Annotated in this window: 14 protein-coding genes and 1 pseudogene; 11 read left to right on the top strand and 4 right to left on the bottom strand. The window is 59.1% G+C overall.

Annotation, left to right across the window (positions count from 1 at the left end; all coding sequences use genetic code 11):
* Positions 1 to 93 precede the first annotated feature (93 nt).
* The 9 genes and pseudogenes from MSNKSG1_RS06450 to cobA form a co-directional block, all read left to right on the top strand.
* Positions 94 to 762 carry an SPOR domain-containing protein gene (locus MSNKSG1_RS06450; RefSeq protein ID WP_008938445.1) on the top strand — a complete coding sequence of 223 codons (669 nt, stop codon included), beginning with the start codon at positions 94 to 96 and terminating at the stop codon, positions 760 to 762.
* Between the two features lie 90 nt (positions 763 to 852).
* Positions 853 to 1,431 (top strand): CvpA family protein, encoded by a 579-nt coding sequence (locus MSNKSG1_RS06445; RefSeq protein ID WP_008938444.1) that lies wholly within the window; start codon positions 853 to 855, stop codon positions 1,429 to 1,431.
* A 36-nt stretch (positions 1,432 to 1,467) separates the two neighbouring features.
* Entirely contained in the window at positions 1,468 to 2,991 is a 1,524-nt protein-coding gene (gene purF / locus MSNKSG1_RS06440; protein ID WP_008938443.1) for an amidophosphoribosyltransferase, read from the top strand.
* Positions 2,992 to 3,024: 33 nt separating this feature from the next.
* A complete protein-coding gene (locus tag MSNKSG1_RS06435; protein WP_008938442.1) occupies positions 3,025 to 4,248 on the top strand; it encodes an O-succinylhomoserine sulfhydrylase in 1,224 nt (407 codons plus the stop codon).
* A 24-nt stretch (positions 4,249 to 4,272) separates the two neighbouring features.
* Entirely contained in the window at positions 4,273 to 6,885 is a 2,613-nt protein-coding gene (locus tag MSNKSG1_RS19600; RefSeq protein WP_008938441.1) for a DNA translocase FtsK, read from the top strand.
* 12 nt (positions 6,886 to 6,897) lie between these two features.
* Positions 6,898 to 7,569 (top strand): outer membrane lipoprotein chaperone LolA, encoded by a 672-nt coding sequence (lolA, locus tag MSNKSG1_RS06425; RefSeq protein ID WP_227497971.1) that lies wholly within the window; start codon positions 6,898 to 6,900, stop codon positions 7,567 to 7,569.
* The gene (locus MSNKSG1_RS06420) at positions 7,569 to 8,906 is read left to right on the top strand and encodes a replication-associated recombination protein A (protein ID WP_008938439.1); all 1,338 of its coding nucleotides are present in this window, start codon (positions 7,569 to 7,571) and stop codon (positions 8,904 to 8,906) included. Before lolA ends, MSNKSG1_RS06420 begins: the two co-directional genes overlap by 1 nt.
* Before the next feature lie 85 nt (positions 8,907 to 8,991).
* Entirely contained in the window at positions 8,992 to 10,266 is a 1,275-nt protein-coding gene (serS, locus tag MSNKSG1_RS06415; protein WP_008938438.1) for a serine--tRNA ligase, read from the top strand.
* Positions 10,267 to 10,367: 101 nt separating this feature from the next.
* Positions 10,368 to 11,132, top strand: a pseudogene (cobA, locus tag MSNKSG1_RS06410) (uroporphyrinogen-III C-methyltransferase); the annotation flags it as partial.
* 56 nt (positions 11,133 to 11,188) lie between these two features.
* On the opposite strand, the gene MSNKSG1_RS06405 reads toward cobA, so the two are convergent.
* Positions 11,189 to 12,262, bottom strand: coding sequence for a 3-deoxy-7-phosphoheptulonate synthase (locus tag MSNKSG1_RS06405; protein ID WP_008938436.1), 1,074 nt, complete (start codon positions 12,260 to 12,262; stop codon positions 11,189 to 11,191).
* A 184-nt stretch (positions 12,263 to 12,446) separates the two neighbouring features.
* On the opposite strand from MSNKSG1_RS06405, the gene MSNKSG1_RS06400 reads away from it, so the two are divergent.
* On the top strand, positions 12,447 to 14,267 hold the full coding sequence (locus tag MSNKSG1_RS06400; protein ID WP_008938435.1) for a DUF1631 family protein: 1,821 nt from the start codon (positions 12,447 to 12,449) through the stop codon (positions 14,265 to 14,267).
* A 13-nt stretch (positions 14,268 to 14,280) separates the two neighbouring features.
* On the top strand, positions 14,281 to 14,691 hold the full coding sequence (locus tag MSNKSG1_RS06395) for a PilZ domain-containing protein (protein ID WP_008938434.1): 411 nt from the start codon (positions 14,281 to 14,283) through the stop codon (positions 14,689 to 14,691).
* Between the two features lie 45 nt (positions 14,692 to 14,736).
* Here MSNKSG1_RS06395 and MSNKSG1_RS06390 read toward each other — a convergent pair whose 3' ends face one another.
* The 3 genes from MSNKSG1_RS06390 to MSNKSG1_RS06380 all read right to left on the bottom strand — a co-directional run bounded on the left by MSNKSG1_RS06390 (position 14,737) and on the right by MSNKSG1_RS06380 (position 18,225).
* Positions 14,737 to 15,522 (bottom strand): enoyl-ACP reductase FabI, encoded by a 786-nt coding sequence (locus tag MSNKSG1_RS06390; RefSeq protein WP_008938433.1) that lies wholly within the window; start codon positions 15,520 to 15,522, stop codon positions 14,737 to 14,739.
* Between the two features lie 65 nt (positions 15,523 to 15,587).
* Positions 15,588 to 17,201 (bottom strand): ABC transporter ATP-binding protein, encoded by a 1,614-nt coding sequence (locus tag MSNKSG1_RS06385; RefSeq protein WP_008938432.1) that lies wholly within the window; start codon positions 17,199 to 17,201, stop codon positions 15,588 to 15,590.
* 1 nt (position 17,202) lies between these two features.
* On the bottom strand, positions 17,203 to 18,225 hold the full coding sequence (locus tag MSNKSG1_RS06380; RefSeq protein WP_008938431.1) for an ABC transporter permease: 1,023 nt from the start codon (positions 18,223 to 18,225) through the stop codon (positions 17,203 to 17,205).
* Between the last annotated feature and the right edge of the window lies 1 nt (position 18,226).

Below are 18,226 nucleotides of genomic sequence, written 5' to 3'. Positions count from 1 at the left end.
TAGCGCCGGTTCCGCTTTGAGTTCTGGGAATGGGCCGTTTACCATCGGCAGTAACGCTTTGTAGGCTGGACAGGTGACAACGGGAGTGACAGCGTGGACGGATTGAAACAGAGGATCATCGGTGCACTGGTACTGGTGTCTTTGGCCGTTATTTTCGTGCCGATGATTTTTGATGAGCCTCATTCCGAGCGCACCACCACGTCGATTCAGATTCCGGAAGAGCCTCCGTTCCCGGAAGTGGACACCCCTGCAGAGGATATCCCGCCCGCACCGGTGTACGAAGAAGGCAATACCACCGGGTCGGCGACGGCTACCGGGTCCGAGTCGTCGGGTAACGAGGGGTCAGGTAACGAATCGTCGGCGCCTGACTACCGTCTCGTAGAGAAGCAGGATGCGTCTGCACCTGCCGCCGACGCCAATGAGCCGTCAGCCGAAAGTTCAGCAGCCCCGTCTGCTTCCGCCGAGTCGCCAGCCGACGCCACCGCCCAGGCGCCTGACAGTGTCGAATACAGCGGCTCCCTCAAGGGAGCGTGGGTGGTTCAGCTGGGCAGTTTCGGAAATCCGGATAATGCCCGCCGTCTGCGCGATAATGTGCGGGAAAAAGGGTATAATTCTCACCTTCAGGAAGTGGAGCGGGGTGACGTGACGCTCGTGCGGGTCTTCAGCGGTCCCTTTGCCAGCAAGTCCGAGGCTGAGGCGGCCAAGCAGAAGCTGGATCAGGCCTTTGGTCTGAAGAGTCTGGTCACCGAGGGTGACAAATAACGCCTTGTTGGCGTTTCTTGGAAACAGGCGGTTTGGCGCCGCCCGGATTCCTGATAGAATTCGCGCTTTCGTTACGCCACCGGAAGTTTCATGGAAGCGCTGATCTGGATTGACTGGGTCATCATCGTCCTCATTGCGGTCTCCACGCTGATCAGTCTCAAGCGGGGGTTCGTCAAGGAGGCGTTGTCTCTGGTGACCTGGGTTGCCGCCTTTATTCTCGCCCGGACGTTTCACCCCCAGATGCAATCGCTACTGGAAAGTACGGTGGAAACACCGTTGGTCCGCCTTGTGGCGGCGTTTGCCATCCTGTTTTTCGGCACGCTCATTGTCGGGGCCATCATCAACAACATGATCGGGCATCTCGTTCGGGCGACAGGACTGTCTGCGACCGACCGTGTGCTCGGAATGGGGTTTGGCCTGTTGCGTGGGGTGGTGGTGGTTATTGTTGCCATTGCCTTTACCCGATACACCCCGTTGTCCCAGGATACCTGGTGGCGGGAGTCCATCATGATCAATCATCTCGCAGTCGTTGAAGACTGGTCCCGGCGCACGTTCGGTGATGAATTTGCGCGTTTCCTGGGGCCCGCTAAGAAGCCTGCGGGGCAGTCCGGAACGTCGGATTCCGGTTCGGCCGACGGGAGCGTGGAAGCCGCTTCCGCGTCTGGCTAACATTTCAAGTATCAACACTCGGAGAACATCCTATCCATGTGTGGCATTGTCGGCATCGTCAGTACATCCAACGTCAATCAGTCGCTCTATGATGCACTGACTGTACTTCAGCACCGAGGCCAGGACGCAGCGGGCATTGTTACCTTTCAGGATGATCGTTTCTATCTGCGCAAGGACAACGGACTGGTTCGCGATGTGTTTCATACCCGGCACATGCGCCGGCTGGTGGGGAATGTCGGGATCGGCCACATCCGCTATCCAACCGCGGGCACCTCAAGCTCGGCAGAAGCCCAGCCGTTCTACGTGAACAGCCCTTACGGAATCACGCTTGCCCACAACGGCAATCTGACCAACGCGGATGACCTGGCCCGCGACCTGTTCCGGACGGATCTGCGTCATATCAACACCAATTCGGATTCCGAGGTACTGCTCAATGTGTTTGCCCACGAGCTACAGAAGCTTGGCAAACTGGTGCCCACCAAGGATGAAATCTTCTATGCCGTCAAGGCCGTTCATAAGCGCTGTCGGGGCGCCTATGCCGCGATCGCGATGATTACCGGCTATGGGATCGTCGGTTTCCGTGATCCCAACGGCATCCGTCCGGCCTGTTTCGGGGTGCGCAAAAACGAGGATGGCAGCGAAGAGTATATGATTGCCTCCGAGAGTGTTGCACTCAGTGCTGCCGGTTTCAGGCTCGTGCGCGATATCGCCCCGGGTGAGGCCGTGTACATCGAGACCGACGGCACGTTGTACACCCAGCAGTGTGCGGACGAAGCCCATCTGTACCCGTGTATCTTCGAGCACGTCTACTTTGCCCGTCCGGATTCGATCATCGACAAGGTGTCTGTTTACAAGGCGCGTCTGCGCATGGGTGAGACGCTGGCGGACAAGGTGTTGCGGGAACGTCCGGAGCACGATATCGACGTGGTTATCCCGATTCCGGACACCAGCCGGACTTCAGCGATGCAGATGGCTCATCGGCTCGGGGTTAAATTCCGGGAAGGCTTCATAAAGAACCGGTACATTGGCCGTACGTTTATCATGCCCGGCCAGAAGATGCGCAAGAAGTCCGTGCGCCAGAAACTGAACCCGATCGACCTCGAGTTCCGGGGTAAGAATGTCATGCTGGTGGACGATTCCATCGTGCGTGGCACCACCTGTAAGGAAATTGTGCAGATGGCCCGGGACGCAGGGGCGCGGAACGTCTATTTCGCCTCGGCAGCACCGCCTGTGCGCTACCCGAACGTTTATGGTATCGACATGCCATCGGTGCACGAGCTCATTGCCCACGACCGGACCGTCGAGGAAATCCGGGACCTGATCGGCGCAGACTGGCTGCTGTATCAGGACCTCGACGATCTCATCGCATGCGTTAACGACGTCAATGAATCCATCGAGGGGTGGGAGTGTTCGGTGTTCACCGGAAACTACGTCACCGGCGATGTGGATCAGGCGTATCTGAACAAGCTGGAAGACCTCCGCAAGGATGAAAAGCGAACCCAGCCCGGGATGTCGTCGTCGGATAATGGAATCATAGATCTGCATAATGATGAAGACTGACTGTTTGCCCAAGCTGTCCGTCAGGAGAAACCCATGACCTATCGCAGAGAAGAAACCGTCCAGATTCCCGAATCGGATCTGGAAGGTATGTCCGTGGACACGCTGGCCGTCAGGGCAGGGCAGATCCGGACGGACCAGCTTGAACACAGTGATGCGATCTTCCCGACATCCAGTTTCGTCTATGGAAGTGCAGCGCAGGCGGCAGCGAGGTTCGGCGGGGATGAGCCGGGGAACATCTATTCCCGGTTCACCAACCCGACGGTACAGGCGTTTGAGGGCCGGATTGCGGCGATGGAAGGCGGTGAACGCGCCGTCGCGACGGCGTCTGGGATGGCCGCGATCCTGAGCACCTGTATCGCACTGCTTAAGAGCGGCGACCACGTGGTCTGTTCCCGCGGTGTTTTCGGCACAACCAACGTCCTGTTCCAGAAATACATGGCGCGGTTCGGGGTCGAGACCACGTTTGTGGGCCTGACGGATCTGGATGAGTGGTCAGCCGCCATTCGCCCCGAAACCCGTATGTTGTTCCTGGAGACACCGTCCAACCCGCTCTGCGAAGTGGCGGACCTGGGCGCGCTATCCCGTCTGGCCAAAGCCAGCGATGCCTTCCTGGTCGTGGACAACTGTTTTTGCACGCCCGTTCTTCAACGCCCGCTGGAGCTGGGCGCTGACATTGTCGTTCATTCGGCAACCAAGTACCTTGATGGGCAGGGCCGCTGCGTAGGTGGCGCGGTGGTCGGTCCGCACAAGCTGTTGGAGGAAGTGTATGCCTTCCTTCGATCGGCAGGTCCGACCATGAGTCCTTTCAATGCCTGGGTATTCCAGAAGGGGTTGGAAACGTTACCGATTCGTATGCGTGCCCATTGTGACAATGCGTTAGAGTTGGCGCTGTGGCTGGATCAGAAGGATGCGGTGGAAACCGTGTATTATGCAGGTCTGGAAAGTCACCCGCAGCACGAGCTGGCCAGGGCCCAGCAAAGCGGGTTTGGCGGTGTGCTCTCGTTCTGCCTGAAAGGCGGTCGGGAAGAAGCGTGGCGTTTCATTGACGGCACTCGCATGATATCGATCACTGCCAATCTGGGCGACGTGAAGACCACGGTGACCCATCCGGCTACGACGACGCATGGTCGTTTATCGCCCGAGGACAAGGAGCGCGCAGGCATCACCGAAAACCTGATCCGGTTATCGGTAGGCATTGAAGCGGTCGAAGACCTGAAGACGGATCTCGACCGGGGCTTTGCCGCCCTTCGCGCTTAAAGCAACGGACACGTTAGAGCATTCATGGCCGAAACTGCGAACGCGAAGAAGACACCCCGGGATCTCACCGAGAAACAGCAACGTTTTCGCCGCCTTGTGGGGCAGGGTGCCCGTGAGGGCGCGGTGATTGCGCTGATCGCCCTGACCATCTATCTGGCGATGGCGCTCGTGACCTTCACGCCGGGCGATCCGGGCTGGGCGAGTATTGGTCACGATACCACGGTCCGCAACTATGCGGGCCGGACAGGCGCCTGGCTTGCGAGCCTGCTGATGGATTTCTTCGGTTCAGTCGCTTACCTGTTCCCGATGATGGTGGCCGGATATGCGGTCATGTTGATCCGGCGCCGCAACGATTCCCTGGATCTGCACTGGCCGCTGTTTCTGGTGCGGTTTGGCGGATTTCTCCTGATTCTGCTGTCTGCCACCAGCCTGCTATCGCTGTATTCCGTTTTCGGCCTGACGGTTTCATCCGGCGGTGTGCTGGGCGCGGCCGTTTCCGACGCCATGGTGCGTTTCTTCAATCTCCCGGCAACGACGCTCCTTTTGATCGCGATCTTCCTGTTCGCGCTGACCGTGACCACAGGGTTGTCCTGGTTCTGGCTGATGGATCAGGTCGGCGGACTGACGCTGCGCGTGGGCGAATTCCTCAAAGGCCTCTGGTCTCCGGCAAAGGTCGACAAGACCGGCAATGCCGCTGAACCGGAAGACCGGACTGAAAAGAAAGCGAGGAAGGAGCCGCCGCCCATTGTGAACGATCGGGTTGAGGCCAAGGCCGCAAAGAAGGCCCGTAACAAAACCGATCGGTGGTGGCGCAGAATTCCCGGGTTGAAACGGCGGAAAAATGCACCCGAGAGGCCGGATACTGCCCGACTCGAGCCCGCTGTGGAGGGTATGTCGGCGCGGCCGGCGTCCGAACCGGAGCGGCTGGAGCACTTTACGGCCAGCGACGGCATCGACGACACCATGGTCGATCGGAAGCCGGCTGCCAAACCGACGCCCAAGCCGCAAAAAGCTCCGGATGAAGTGCCCGCGCGGTCCTTCAAGATCTCGCCTTTCAAGAAGGATGAGCCAACGAAACGGGACGCTGGCAAAGGCGAAAAGCAGGGTTCCCTGCTCGCGGACATTGAAAGCCCGATTCCCCCGATTTCGTTACTGGATCCGCCAGAGGAGCATAAGGAGCGTGGCTATTCCGAGGAGTCCCTCGAGCACATGTCCCGGCTGCTTGAGGAAAAACTGGGCGACTTTGGCGTCTCCGTGGAGGTGGTTGAAGTCAATCCGGGGCCGGTGATTACCCGGTTTGAAATCAAGCCGGCGCCCGGTGTGAAGGTCAGCAAGATCTCCAACCTTGCCAAGGATCTGGCCCGGTCCCTGGCAGTGCTCAGCGTTCGCGTGGTCGAGGTGATTCCCGGCAAGTCCGTGGTGGGCATCGAGATACCGAATGAAGAACGGGAGATGGTACGTCTGTCCGAGGTGCTCGGCGCGCGGGTCTTCACGGAGAGTTCTTCGCCGCTGACCCTGGCGCTGGGCAACGACATCGGCGGTAACCCTATGGTGGCCAACCTGTCAAAGATGCCACACCTGCTGGTAGCCGGTACGACAGGCTCCGGTAAGTCCGTCGGGGTGAATGCGATGCTGTTGAGTATGCTGCTCAAGGCATCGCCAGAAGAAGTGCGCTTCATCATGGTCGATCCCAAGATGCTCGAGCTGAGCATCTACGATGGCATACCCCATCTGCTGGCGCCGGTCGTTACCGACATGAAGGAGGCCGCTAACGCGCTCCGTTGGTGTGTGGCCGAGATGGAGCGACGCTACAAGCTGATGGCGAAGCTCGGCGTTCGTAACCTTGCCGGCTTCAACCGGAAGGTCAAAGATGCCCGGGCCGCAGGAGAGCCGATCCTGGATCCCCTGTGGCAGCCGGATGAGTATCTCGATAACGAAGCACAGCACCACCCCGAACTGGAAACCTTGCCCTTTATTGTTGTGGTGATCGACGAGTTTGCCGACATGATGATGATCGTCGGTAAGAAGGTCGAAGAGCTGATCGCCCGGATTGCCCAGAAAGCACGGGCCGCAGGTATTCACCTGATACTGGCGACCCAGCGCCCGTCCGTGGATGTCATTACCGGTTTGATCAAGGCCAATATACCGACCCGGATTTCCTTCCAGGTGTCCTCGAAAATTGACTCCCGGACAGTGCTGGATCAGGGCGGTGCGGAGCAGTTGCTGGGGCATGGGGACATGTTGTATCTGCCGCCGGGCTCCGGTCTGCCCGTTCGGGTGCACGGTGCATTTGTGGATGACGATGAGGTGCATCGCGTGGTCAGCGCGTGGAAGGAACGGGGCGAGCCCGAATACGTCGATGACGTGCTGACCGGTGCGGAGGGCGAAAAGCTGCCCGGGGTTCCCAGCCTCAGCGAGGGTGGGGGCGACAGCGAAGGGGATTCCCTTTACGACGAGGCAGTCGCCTTTGTGACCGAGGGCCGGCGGGTGTCGATCTCATCGGTCCAGCGTAAATTCAAGATTGGCTACAACCGAGCTGCGAACCTGGTGGAAGCCATGGAAGCGTCCGGTGTGGTGAGTGCGGCGGGCCATAACGGGGCCCGGGAAGTGCTGGCACCACCACCGCCAAGAGACTAGGAGCGGAACTGAATGACGTGTTCCCCGATGAAGTGTGTATTGGTCCTGATAGCGGGCCTGATGCTTAGTGTTCCCGCTTTTGCCGACGGTGACTCCACTGCGGTCGAGGTAAATGGACCGAAGGCGGCCAGCGAGTTGGCTGACATTCTGGGAGGCTATGAGTCCTACCAGGCGGATTTCATTCAGGTGGTTGTGAATGAAAAGGGCAACCAGGTCCAGGAAACGAACGGCAAGCTGAAGGCCAAAAGACCCGGTCTGTTTTATTGGGAAACCAGCAAACCACTCTCCCAATACATCGTCAGCGACGGCAAGACGGTCCAGGTCTACGACCCCGACCTTGAGCAGGTGACCATCCAGAAACTCGACGGACGGGTCCAGTCCACACCGGCACTGTTGCTGAGTGGGCAGGTGGATAACCTGGACGAAACCTACCAGGTAAGCGAACGCAGGCTCGGGGAGCATACCCGGGAGTTCACCCTGGAACCCCGTAGCCCGGATTCACTGTTTACATCGCTGCGCCTGAGCTTCTTCAAGGGAGAACTGCAGGAAATGCGGATGCGCGACTCGCTCTCGCAACTGAGCATCCTGAGCTTCGACCATATCCGTTTGAATGACACCATTGATGCCGGAGCTTTCACGTTGGATTATCCGGATGGCGTGGATGTCATCCGGGAAGGGAGCTGATGCAGGAGAATCTCTTCAGCCAGGAGACAGGCTTCCAGCCCCTGGCAGCCAGGATGCGCCCCGAAACCCTGGATGATTACGTCGGGCAGACCCACCTGGTGGGGCCGGGGAAGCCCCTCCGCCGAGCGGTCGAACAGGGGCAGCTCCATTCGATGATTCTTTGGGGCCCCCCGGGTGTGGGAAAGACGACCTTTGCCCGCCTGCTGGCGAATGTCGGTGACCTGGCATTTGAAACCGTGTCGGCCGTGCTCAGTGGCGTCAAGGACATTCGTGCCGTGGTGGAGCGGGCGCGAAATCGCAAACAGTCGGAAGGCCGGGACACCCTGCTGTTCGTCGATGAGGTCCACCGCTTTAACAAAAGCCAGCAGGATGCCTTCCTCCCACACATCGAAGATGGGACGTTTATCTTCGTCGGGGCCACCACGGAAAACCCGTCTTTTGAGCTCAACAGCGCCTTGCTGTCCCGGACCCGTGTCTACGTGCTGAAAAACCTGGAGGCGGCCGAGGTTCGTGGCCTGCTGCAGCGCGCCCTTGAGTCCGGTCAGGGATTTGCGGGACGACTCTCCGTGCCGGACCGGGTTCTTGAGCTTATGGCCGCGGCCTCCGGCGGCGATGCCCGCCGCGCGTTGAACATCCTGGAAGTGGCCGCCGATCTTGCCGAACCCGATGCCGAAGGCCGGGATACGGTAACGGAAGCTGTGCTTGAACAGGTGATGCAAACCAGCCTGCGCCGCTTTGACAAGGGCGGAGACGTGTTTTATGACCAGATTTCTGCGCTCCACAAATCGGTGCGCGGATCCGATCCTGATGGCTCCCTGTATTGGCTGTGCCGGATGCTGGACGGTGGCTGCGACCCGCTTTACGTCGCCCGGCGACTGGTTCGGATTGCCAGTGAAGACATTGGTAACGCCGATCCCAGGGCCCTCAGAATTGCCATGGACGCCTGGGATTGTCAGGAGCGGCTGGGTTCGCCCGAGGGCGAACTGGCACTGGCCCAGGCGGTGACCTACCTGGCGATGGCGCCGAAAAGCAATGCGGTCTACAAGGCGTTCAACCAGTGCATGGCAGATATCCGGCAGGATCCGGACCTCGAGGTTCCGGTTCACCTGAGAAACGCACCGACCAAACTGCTGGCATCCATGGGGCATGGCGCATCCTACCGCTATGCCCATGACGAGCCGGACGCCTTCGCGGCGGGCGAATCCTATCTGCCGGAAGCCATCCACGAACGCCGCTATTACCAGCCGGTTCAGCGTGGTCTGGAAATCAAACTCGCCGAAAAACGCCAGCGCCTGGAAGCCCTGAATGCCCAGAGTCCTAACAAACGGTATTCATGAGGGTCGACGGTGGCCAGCGCCGTTTGTGCGGGTATAATGGCGAGTCATTCAACCCACTTCGAAAACCGGAAAAACCAGGACTACCATGCTCGATCCCAAACGCGTCCGTAACCAGACCGAAGAGATTGCCCGCCGGCTGGCCATCAAGAATTTCGAATTCGACGTTGCCGCCTTCGAGCAACTGGAAGAGCGCCGGCGTGCGCTTCAGGTGCGCACCGAAACGTTACAGAGCGAGCAGAACAAACGGTCCAAATCCATCGGTAAGGCCAAAGCTGCCGGCGAAGACATCCAGCCCCTCCTGGAGGAAGTCGAAAGCCTGAAGGCGCAGCGGTCGGAAGCCGAAGAATCCCTCCGTGACCTGCAAGAGGAGCTGAACGGGTTTCTGTCCGGTATTCCGAACCTGCCGGATGAAGACGTACCCGCCGGCGAAAGCGAGGACGACAACGTCGAGATCCGGACTTGGGGCGAGCCCCGTGCCTTCGATTTCGAGCCCAGGGATCATGTCTCGCTGGGTGAGGCGCTGAACGGCCTGGATTTTGAAACGGCTACCCGACTGGCCCATTCCCGGTTTGCGGTGATGCGCGGTGGTATCGCCAGGCTGCATCGGGCACTGGCCCAGTTCATGCTCGATCTGCATACCGAGGAGCATGGTTACCTGGAGGCTTACGTTCCCTACCTGGTGAATGCAGAAACTCTCTATGGCACGGGGCAGTTGCCCAAATTCGAGGAAGATCTGTTCAAGACCGAAGGGGAGCATCCGCTGTACCTGATTCCCACGGCCGAGGTGCCCGCCACCAACCTGGTGTCCGACAGCATACTCAGTGCTGAAGAACTGCCACTGAGAATGGTCTGCCACACGCCGTGTTTCCGCAGCGAGGCCGGTTCCTACGGGCGCGATACCCGCGGTATGATCCGGCAGCACCAGTTCGACAAGGTCGAACTGGTGCACGTGGTGCGCCCGGAAGATTCCGATGCCGCACTCGAGACACTCACCGGTCACGCGGAGAAGGTATTGCAGCGACTGGAGCTTCCATACCGGGTGGTCACTCTCTGCGGTGGTGACATGGGTTTCTCTGCGGCAAAAACCTACGATCTGGAAGTCTGGTTGCCGGGCCAGAACAAATACCGGGAAATCTCCTCCTGCTCCAATACCCGTGATTTTCAGGCGCGTCGCATGCAGGCCCGGTGGCGGAATCCGGAAACCGGGAAGCCGGAACCGGTTCACACCCTTAATGGCTCCGGGCTAGCGGTCGGAAGGGCGCTCATTGCTGTCATGGAAAACTATCAGCAGGCCGACGGCAGCATCGTGGTTCCCGAAGCACTGAAGCCCTATATGGGCGGGCTTGAAACGATCCAATGACGGAGCGTCCCGCGTCAGTTTCCGGGCCGGGCGTTGCAGCCCGGCCAGGACCGGTTCGCAACAGGACCAATCCGGTTACCCGGAATCCGAATAACTCGGAGGGTGAGGTGGCGCTTGTCGGTGCCGGCCCGGGCGATCCGGAGTTACTGACGCTCAAGGCATGGCGTCTGATCACGTCCGCGGAAGTGGTGCTCTATGACCGGCTGGTCTCACCCGCGATTCTGGCGCTTATCCCGGATACCGCCGAAAAGGTCCACGTGGGTAAACAGCGTTCCAACCATACGTTGCCGCAGGAGCAGATCAACCAGAGGCTGGTGGACCTGGCCCGACAGGGCAAAAAGGTTGTGCGTCTGAAGGGCGGGGATCCTTTTATTTTCGGCCGGGGCGGTGAAGAAATCGAAACCCTCGCGGCGGCGGGCGTGAGGTTCCAGGTGGTACCGGGCATCACCGCTGCCTCCGGGTGTGCCGCTTACGCCGGCATTCCTCTGACGCACCGTGACTATGCGCAGTCGGTCCGGTTTATTACCGGTCATCTGAAAAATGACACCTGCGATCTGCCATGGACCGATTTCGTCCAGAACAACCAGACGCTGGTGTTCTATATGGGGCTGGTTGGCCTCCCGGTCATCGCCAGACAGTTGGTCAGGCACGGGATGTCTCCGGACATGCCCGTCGCTCTGATTTCAAAAGGCACAACGCCGGAGCAGCATGTGGTTACCGCCACGCTGGACACCATTGTTGCCCGGGTGGATGCAGAGCATATCCGGCCGCCAACACTGATTGTCATTGGTGAGGTGGTGAATCTGCGTGCAAAACTCGACTGGGTCGGTGGCCTGCCCGGCGGTGCGCCACAACCGGCCACCTGAACATCACGAAAAAGGGGAACCTGCCGGTTTCCCTTTTTTTGCTTGATCAGGCCAACTCAGGCGGTCCGCTTTGGCAGCACGTCCTTGAGTTTGTCCCGCATTTCCCGAATGGCTTTCTCCGTGGTCGGCCAGTCAATGCAGGCGTCGGTAATCGAAACACCGTATTTCAGGTCTTCGAGCTTTTCCGGAATCGACTGGTTGCCCCAGTTGATGTTGCTCTCTACCATCAGACCCTGTATCGACTGATTGCCCTCAAGAATCTGATGGGTGATATCCTGCATGACCAACGGCTGGATTCCCGGATCCTTGTTTGAATTGGCGTGACTGCAGTCGACCATGATGGACTTTCTCAGCCCCGCCTTTTCCAGTGCCTGTTCGCACAGGGCAACACTGACGGAATCGTAATTCGGCTTCCCGCCACCGCCGCGCAATACCGCGTGGCCGTAGTTGTTGCCCTTGGTGCGGATAATCGCTACCTGGCCTTTCTGGTCAATGCCCAGAAAACTGTGCGGATGCGACACGGATTTCATGGCGTTAACGGCAACGTCAAGACTGCCGTCGGTCCCATTTTTGAACCCGATGGCCATGGACAGGCCACTGCTCATTTCCCGGTGGGTCTGTGATTCGGTGGTACGGGCACCGATGGCGGACCAGGCGATCGTGTCCTGGAGGTACTGCGGGGAGATCGGATCCAGTGCCTCGGTGGCAGCCGGAAGCCCCATTTCATTGATGTCCAGCAGCAGTCGACGGCCGATGTGCAGGCCCTGCTCGATGTCGAAGGTATCGTTCAGGTGAGGATCGTTGATCAGGCCCTTCCAGCCCACGGTGGTGCGGGGTTTTTCAAAATACACCCGCATCACGATCAGCAGGGTGTCGCTGACCTCATCGGCCAGTGCCTTCAGGCGTTTGGCGTAATCCCGTGCTGCGTCGACATCGTGGATGGAGCAAGGGCCAACCACAACGAACAGACGGTGGTCTTTACCGTCCATGATGTCGTAAATTGCCTGACGACTGCTGGCAACTGTCTCGGCTGCCTGGTCTGAAAGTGGCATTTCCGATTTCAGCGCTTCCGGTGTAATGAGCGTCTCCGTGCTGGCCACATTCAGATCTTCTAGTTTCTTACCCGACATGTTGTTCTGTTTCCCCGGTTCTGGTCGATATATCCCTTCGAGAATTGAGTCCGGAAACCGGTTATTTCGAGGAATACTGATTAACGGCACAAACCGTCGGAGTCGGTTGCGATAAACCCCGACGAGTTGGTTATACTGCGTTATTTACAGGGCCTTTTCAACGCTTCCGGGCTACGGGGATTGGATGTCAGAACCACGCAAGAAATCGGGTACCGCAACGTTGGGGGCAGGGCTCTCCAGCAGCATTGATGCGGTCCTGGCAGGCATCCGCGTTCCGGACCTGCCTTACCCTCCCGGTAAACTCTCGGAGGAGGACGTCAGCGACTGGCGTCCATTGATGTCGTCCTGCTGGGTAGAGCAGCGGGACGAACGGGTGACCCATGTGATTCGTTCGGTGAATCTTGACTGGTCGGTCCGGCAAGTGAACGCGGCCTACATCGCAGACCGGATCATGGATCTCTTCCTCAAGACAAGCGGGCTCCATCCGGAACTCAGCCGCAGGATTGCCCGTCTGCGGTTTTACCTCGCCTGGCGAATGAACCTGGAGGGGGCTCGTGCCTTTGACCCGGATCTGGTCAAGTGGCTCGATGGCCTTCAGGAGTGGCGTGGTTGGAGCAACACCGGCGGCCGATCCGGAAAAGCGTTGCTGGATCAGCTTCAGTCACTGATTGTGGCCGTTTCCGGCACCTTCGAGGATGGAGGGACCGATGCGCTGAAGCGCTTTTGCGAGGACTGGACAGCGGACGCCCGCAAACGGGAAGCCCAGGTTGGAAAGCTGTCCCAGCGGTTATTGGAGACCGAGCAGGGCGCGTCGAGGCAGCGCTGTGCGGATCAGGTCGCAAGAGCACTGCTTGGGCGGGCGCTGCAGAATCGTCGTCTGCCGGATCCGGTTGCCCGCTTCCTGCGGGGCGAGTGGTATCGGCTGCTCAAACAGGCGGCCTGGTCTTCGGGTGTCGACAGCGAAGAGCTACGTCACGGCAGCAAATTACTGGAGTGGCTGGTATGGGCCGGCGATCCGGCGCTCTCGGACAAGGACCGGAATCGTCTTTATCAGGTCGGGGAACAGCTTGGTGATCGGGTTGCCGAGGTCTGGCAGCGGATAATGTCGGAATCCTTGCCATCCGGTGCTCTCGATGGCATCGAGTCAGTGCTGGTCGCACGTCTGAGGGGTGAGTCGGTGGATCTTGTCGATCCCCTGGCCACGCCGGCGCCGCTGACCTGGCAATCCGGTTGGCTCAGCATCACGAAGCCGAGCCCGGAAGAGCTGAGCCAGCTTGCGGATCGCTGGTTTGTGAGTGGTGAGGGCCAGAAACAGGAACGGCGTTATTTTTTCGCGTTCCTTGAGGAGTCCGGGGAGGTTCTCTGGACCAATGGCGCAGGCGTCAAACTCGGGGTTCAGGACTGGATGCAATTCAAGGAGGAAATGGATAACGATTTCCTCCGTCCTCTGCCTGAACTGACGGCGTTCGGGCAGGTTCTCAAGGACACGGTGTCAGTGCTGGCAAACGTCTGCGAGAAGCAGCGTAAGCAGCGCGAACGGGCCGCTCAGGAAGCCCGGGCGCGGGCCGAAACGCTGAGGGTGCAGCGGGAGGCCGAAGCCGAGCAGCGCCGGGCTCGCGAGGCCGAGCGTGAAGCGGAACTTGAGCGTCAGCGGCAGGAGACTGAGCAGAAGCGTCTTGCCGATGAGGAAGCAGAGCGCCAAAGAGTGCTTCGTGAACGGACGCTATTGGCAGAAAAACAGGTTTCGAGTATCAAGCTCGGCGGGTGGATCACCGTCCGGACACATCCGGACCAGGACCCGCAGCGCCTCAAGCTGGCGGTGCGAATCAATGCATCCCGAAAGCTGGTATTTGTCGATCGACTGGGCCTCAATCGCCAGGAATTCCTGGAATCCGACCTGGTAAAGGGCATCCTGGAAGACCGGGTTCGGATCCTCGGCAGCAATGCCGAGTTCGACGACACCCTGACCCGTGTGGTCGGACGAATACGAGTGGGTAAAAACTGAAGGAATAACAATAATGACAGATTTTGACTACCAGTTCGGCCGGAACCAGGACGTTCCCGACGATCACGATAACCGGTCGGATTATCGGCTGACAGCCCGGGCCAGAGCAGTTCTTGAGCTGGAGGCTGTAATGCCGGAAGAGGGCGACGAGGATGGCGACGGCCGTCAGCTGACCTGCAACATCCGGGATATCTCCGCCAGCGGGCTCTGTCTGTCCGTTTCGGAGCCGGTATCCATTGGTGCGCTGCTGCCCGTCACGGTGACCCTGTCGAGTGTTGGAGAGCCGTTCAGGTTGACGGTGGAGGTGATTTGGTGCCGCCCGAACGATGGCGCATTTCTGGTTGGCATGCACATCCTGGAGTCGGACGAAACCGCTTATGTCGAGTGGGTGGATGCCGTCGCGAAGGCGATGGCGGAGCAATAAAAAAGCCGGCGTCAATGACACCGGCTTCTGGGAAACGGGGCCGGATTACTCTTCCAGTTCACCCATGCCGGTAATATTGAAGCCGGCATCAACGTACATGATCTCCCCGGTAATACCACTGGCTAGGTCCGACGACAGGAACGCCGCTGCATTACCCACCTCTTCGGTGGTCACGTTCCGCCGAAGCGGTGCCCGTCTGGCGTTCTCTGCCAGCATACGACGGAAGCTTGCAATGCCCGAGGCTGCGAGCGTCTTGATCGGGCCTGCTGAGATTCCGTTTACCCGGATGCCTTCCTTGCCGAGGCTCGCGGCCATATACCGAACGTTCGCTTCAAGGGACGCCTTGGCAAGACCCATCACGTTGTAGTTCTGAAGAACCCGTTCCGCGCCCAGGTAACTCAGGGTCAGCAGAGACGAATTCTCGTGCATCATCTTCCGGGCGCCCTTGGCCAGGGCGACAAAACTGTATGAGCTGATGTCATGGGCAATGCGGAAACCGTCACGGGTCGTGACATCGACATAGTTGCCGTTCAGCTCATTGGCCGGTGCGAAACCAACGGCGTGGATGATGATATCGATGTTGTCCCAGTGCTTGTTCAGCTCGGTAAAGACGTTTTCGATTTCTTCGTCGCTGGCCACGTCGCAGGGGAAGGTCAGCTTGCTGCCCCATTGGTCGGCGAATTTTTCTACCCGGGACTGGAGCTTTTCATTCTGATAGGTGAAGGCCATTTCCGCGCCTTCACGGGCGAAAGATTCGGCGATGCCGTAGGCAATCGAGTGTTTACTGGCAACGCCCACAATCAGCGCTTTCTTGCCACTCAGCATTCCCATGGGTGATTCTCCCTGTGTTCCTGATTTTCGAGCATTATCCTCAACTGGTCTGCCAAGGGTAACGCTCAATTGGTCGTAGTTGCTTCGCGTGGGGCCTGATAGAAGAACGCAGCGTTCAACAACTCCCGGGTATAGCGCTGTTTGGGTGCCGTGAAGATGTCGACGGCATCTCCGTATTCGACCACCTTGCCGTGTTGCAACACCAGAAGTTTGTGACTCAGTGCCCGCACGACCGCCAGGTCGTGGCTGATAAAAATATAGCTTAGTCCATAACGGGTCTGGATATCCCGAAGCAGTTCGATTACCTGCTTCTGCACGGTTCGATCCAGGGCCGACGTCGGTTCGTCGAGGATAATGAGATCGGGTTGGAGAACCAGCGCGCGGGCAATGGCGATCCGCTGGCGCTGCCCCCCCGAAAATTCGTGCGGGTACCGATGCCTGGCTTCCGGGTCCAGCCCGACATCGGCCAGGGCCCGGATCACTTTCTCGTCATGCTGATCGGCATTCGCGGAATCATGGATTTCCAATCCCTCGCGCACGATGTCCGCGATGGACATTCTGGGGCTGAGGCTGCCGAAAGGATCCTGAAACACGATCTGGATACGTCGGCGGAACGGCCGGAACGCCTTTTGATTGAGCCCCGACAGTTCGTGGCCATCCAGCTGGAACTGGCCCGTGCTGGCTGTGAGTTTCAGGAGGGCGTGGCCGATGGTGGTCTTACCGCTGCCACTTTCCCCAACGATACCCAGAGTCTGGCCCTTGTGGAGCTGGAAGGTCGCGTCCTGGACCGCGTGGAATTCCTTGAGGACCTTGCCAAGAAGGGACTTTTTGAGTGTAAAACGCACGTTCAGTTCGTGCACGTTCAGGAGGTGATCCTGATGGGGTTCGTATGCCGGCGGTGCCTCCGGTGGTTCGGCATCCAGAAGCTTCCGCGTATAGGGATGCTCGGGCTGCTCGAACAGACGCTGGGTATCCGCCTGTTCAACGACCGAACCATGCTCCATGACCACCACATGGTCGGCATAGCGCCGGACGATGCTGAGGTCGTGCGTGATGAGCAGAATCGCCATTCCAAGCTTTTTCTGAAGACCGGTCAGCAGCTCCAGCACCTGCTTCTGCACCGTGACATCCAACGCCGTGGTCGGTTCGTCCGCAATCAGCAGGTCTGGCTCGTTGGCCAGGGCCATGGCGATCATTACCCGTTGCTTCTGGCCGCCGGATAACTGGTGAGGGTAGCTGGCCAGGCGCGATTCGGGATTCGGAATGCCGACCAGGTCAAGCAGTTCAATGGTGCGCTTGCGAGCCTGGTTTCCCCGCAGGCCCTTGTGCAGTGCAAGGGCTTCACCAATCTGCTTTTCAACGGAATGGAGCGGGTTCAGCGATGTCATCGGCTCCTGGAAAATCATGCTGATTTCCCTTCCACGAATCTGCCTGAGTCGTTTGGGCGGCGCCTTCAACAGGTTCTCACCGCGAAACCGGATCTGGCCCGAGGGGTAACTGGCGTGGCGCTCGTCGAGCAGTCTCAGGATGGACAGGGCAGAGATGGATTTGCCTGAACCACTTTCGCCAACCAGGGCGACGGTTTCTCCCGGAGAAACGTGGAACGACAGAGACCGGACCACCGGTTCTGCCTCATCGAAGGCGATGGAGAGCTCGTCGATATCCAACAGGTTGCTCATATCAGCTCTTCCTTGGATCGAAGGCGTCTCTCACGGCTTCACCGGTGAACACGAGAAGGGTGAGCATGAGTGAGAGGGACACAAACGCGGAGATGCCCAACCAGGGCGCCTGAAGATTGGCCTTGCCCTGGGCGATCAATTCCCCGAGTGAGGGCGATCCGGGTGGCAGCCCGAAGCCCAGGAAGTCGAGCGACGTCAGGCCGGTAATGGCGCCGGTGAGTATGAAGGGCAGGAAGGTGAGGGTTGCCACCATGGCATTGGGCAGAATATGACGGAACATGATTTTGCCGTTGTCCAGCCCGAGCGCCCTGGCGGCTTTGACGTATTCAAAGTTGCGGGCCCGGAGAAACTCGGCCCGAACCACATCGACAAGCCCCATCCAGCTGAACAGCAACATGATGCCCAGCAACCACCAGAAGTTCGGTTCCACGATGCTGGAGAGGATAATCAGCAGGTAAAGCACCGGCAGCCCCGACCACACCTCGATGAACCTCTGGCCGAGCAAGTCCACCTTGCCACCGTAATACCCCTGCAGGGCTCCTGCGGCGACGCCAACAATACAGCTGGCGAAGGTGAGTGTAAGCCCGAAAATCACAGACAGTCGGAAGCCGTAAATGACACGCGCAGCCACATCCCGACCCTGGTCATCGGTACCCAGCCAGTTGACGGCGCTGGGCGGTGCAGGCGAGGGGACATCCAGGTCGTAGTTGATCGTGTCGTAGCTGAAACGGATCGGCGGCCAGACCATCCAGCCATGGGCCTTGATCTCATTGTCAATGAATGGATCCCGGTAATCCGCCTCGGTGGGCAGGAAGCCGCCGAAGGTTTCCTCCGACACGGTCTGGAATACCGGGAAATAAAGCTGGTCCTTGTATGACAGGACCAGGGGCTTGTCGTTGGCAATCAACTCGGCACAGAGGGACAGGCCAAACAGCACGAGAAAGATCCAGAGTGACCAGTAACCGCGCCGGTTGTTCCTGAAATTTCGAAGCCGGCGTTGCTGGATCGGGCTGAGCGTCGCCATG

The organism is Marinobacter santoriniensis NKSG1 (assembly GCF_000347775.1).
Lineage (GTDB): Bacteria > Pseudomonadota > Gammaproteobacteria > Pseudomonadales > Oleiphilaceae > Marinobacter > Marinobacter santoriniensis.
This window is presented reverse-complemented; position numbering and strand designations above follow the sequence as displayed.

What these genes read in the sequence shown, in the direction of transcription:
- MSNKSG1_RS06390 (WP_008938433.1), bottom strand. Translation starts at nt 15,522, where the DNA reads ATGGGAATGCTGAGTGGCAAGAAAGCGCTGATTGTGGGCGTTGCCAGT.
- lolA (WP_227497971.1), top strand. Translation starts at nt 6,898, where the DNA reads ATGACGTGTTCCCCGATGAAGTGTGTATTGGTCCTGATAGCGGGCCTG.
- MSNKSG1_RS06400 (WP_008938435.1), top strand. Translation starts at nt 12,447, where the DNA reads ATGTCAGAACCACGCAAGAAATCGGGTACCGCAACGTTGGGGGCAGGG.
- MSNKSG1_RS06420 (WP_008938439.1), top strand. Translation starts at nt 7,569, where the DNA reads ATGCAGGAGAATCTCTTCAGCCAGGAGACAGGCTTCCAGCCCCTGGCA.
- serS (WP_008938438.1), top strand. Translation starts at nt 8,992, where the DNA reads ATGCTCGATCCCAAACGCGTCCGTAACCAGACCGAAGAGATTGCCCGC.
- MSNKSG1_RS06445 (WP_008938444.1), top strand. Translation starts at nt 853, where the DNA reads ATGGAAGCGCTGATCTGGATTGACTGGGTCATCATCGTCCTCATTGCG.
- MSNKSG1_RS19600 (WP_008938441.1), top strand. Translation starts at nt 4,273, where the DNA reads ATGGCCGAAACTGCGAACGCGAAGAAGACACCCCGGGATCTCACCGAG.
- MSNKSG1_RS06405 (WP_008938436.1), bottom strand. Translation starts at nt 12,262, where the DNA reads ATGTCGGGTAAGAAACTAGAAGATCTGAATGTGGCCAGCACGGAGACG.
- MSNKSG1_RS06395 (WP_008938434.1), top strand. Translation starts at nt 14,281, where the DNA reads ATGACAGATTTTGACTACCAGTTCGGCCGGAACCAGGACGTTCCCGAC.
- purF (WP_008938443.1), top strand. Translation starts at nt 1,468, where the DNA reads ATGTGTGGCATTGTCGGCATCGTCAGTACATCCAACGTCAATCAGTCG.
- MSNKSG1_RS06385 (WP_008938432.1), bottom strand. Translation starts at nt 17,201, where the DNA reads ATGAGCAACCTGTTGGATATCGACGAGCTCTCCATCGCCTTCGATGAG.
- MSNKSG1_RS06435 (WP_008938442.1), top strand. Translation starts at nt 3,025, where the DNA reads ATGACCTATCGCAGAGAAGAAACCGTCCAGATTCCCGAATCGGATCTG.
- MSNKSG1_RS06380 (WP_008938431.1), bottom strand. Translation starts at nt 18,225, where the DNA reads ATGGCGACGCTCAGCCCGATCCAGCAACGCCGGCTTCGAAATTTCAGG.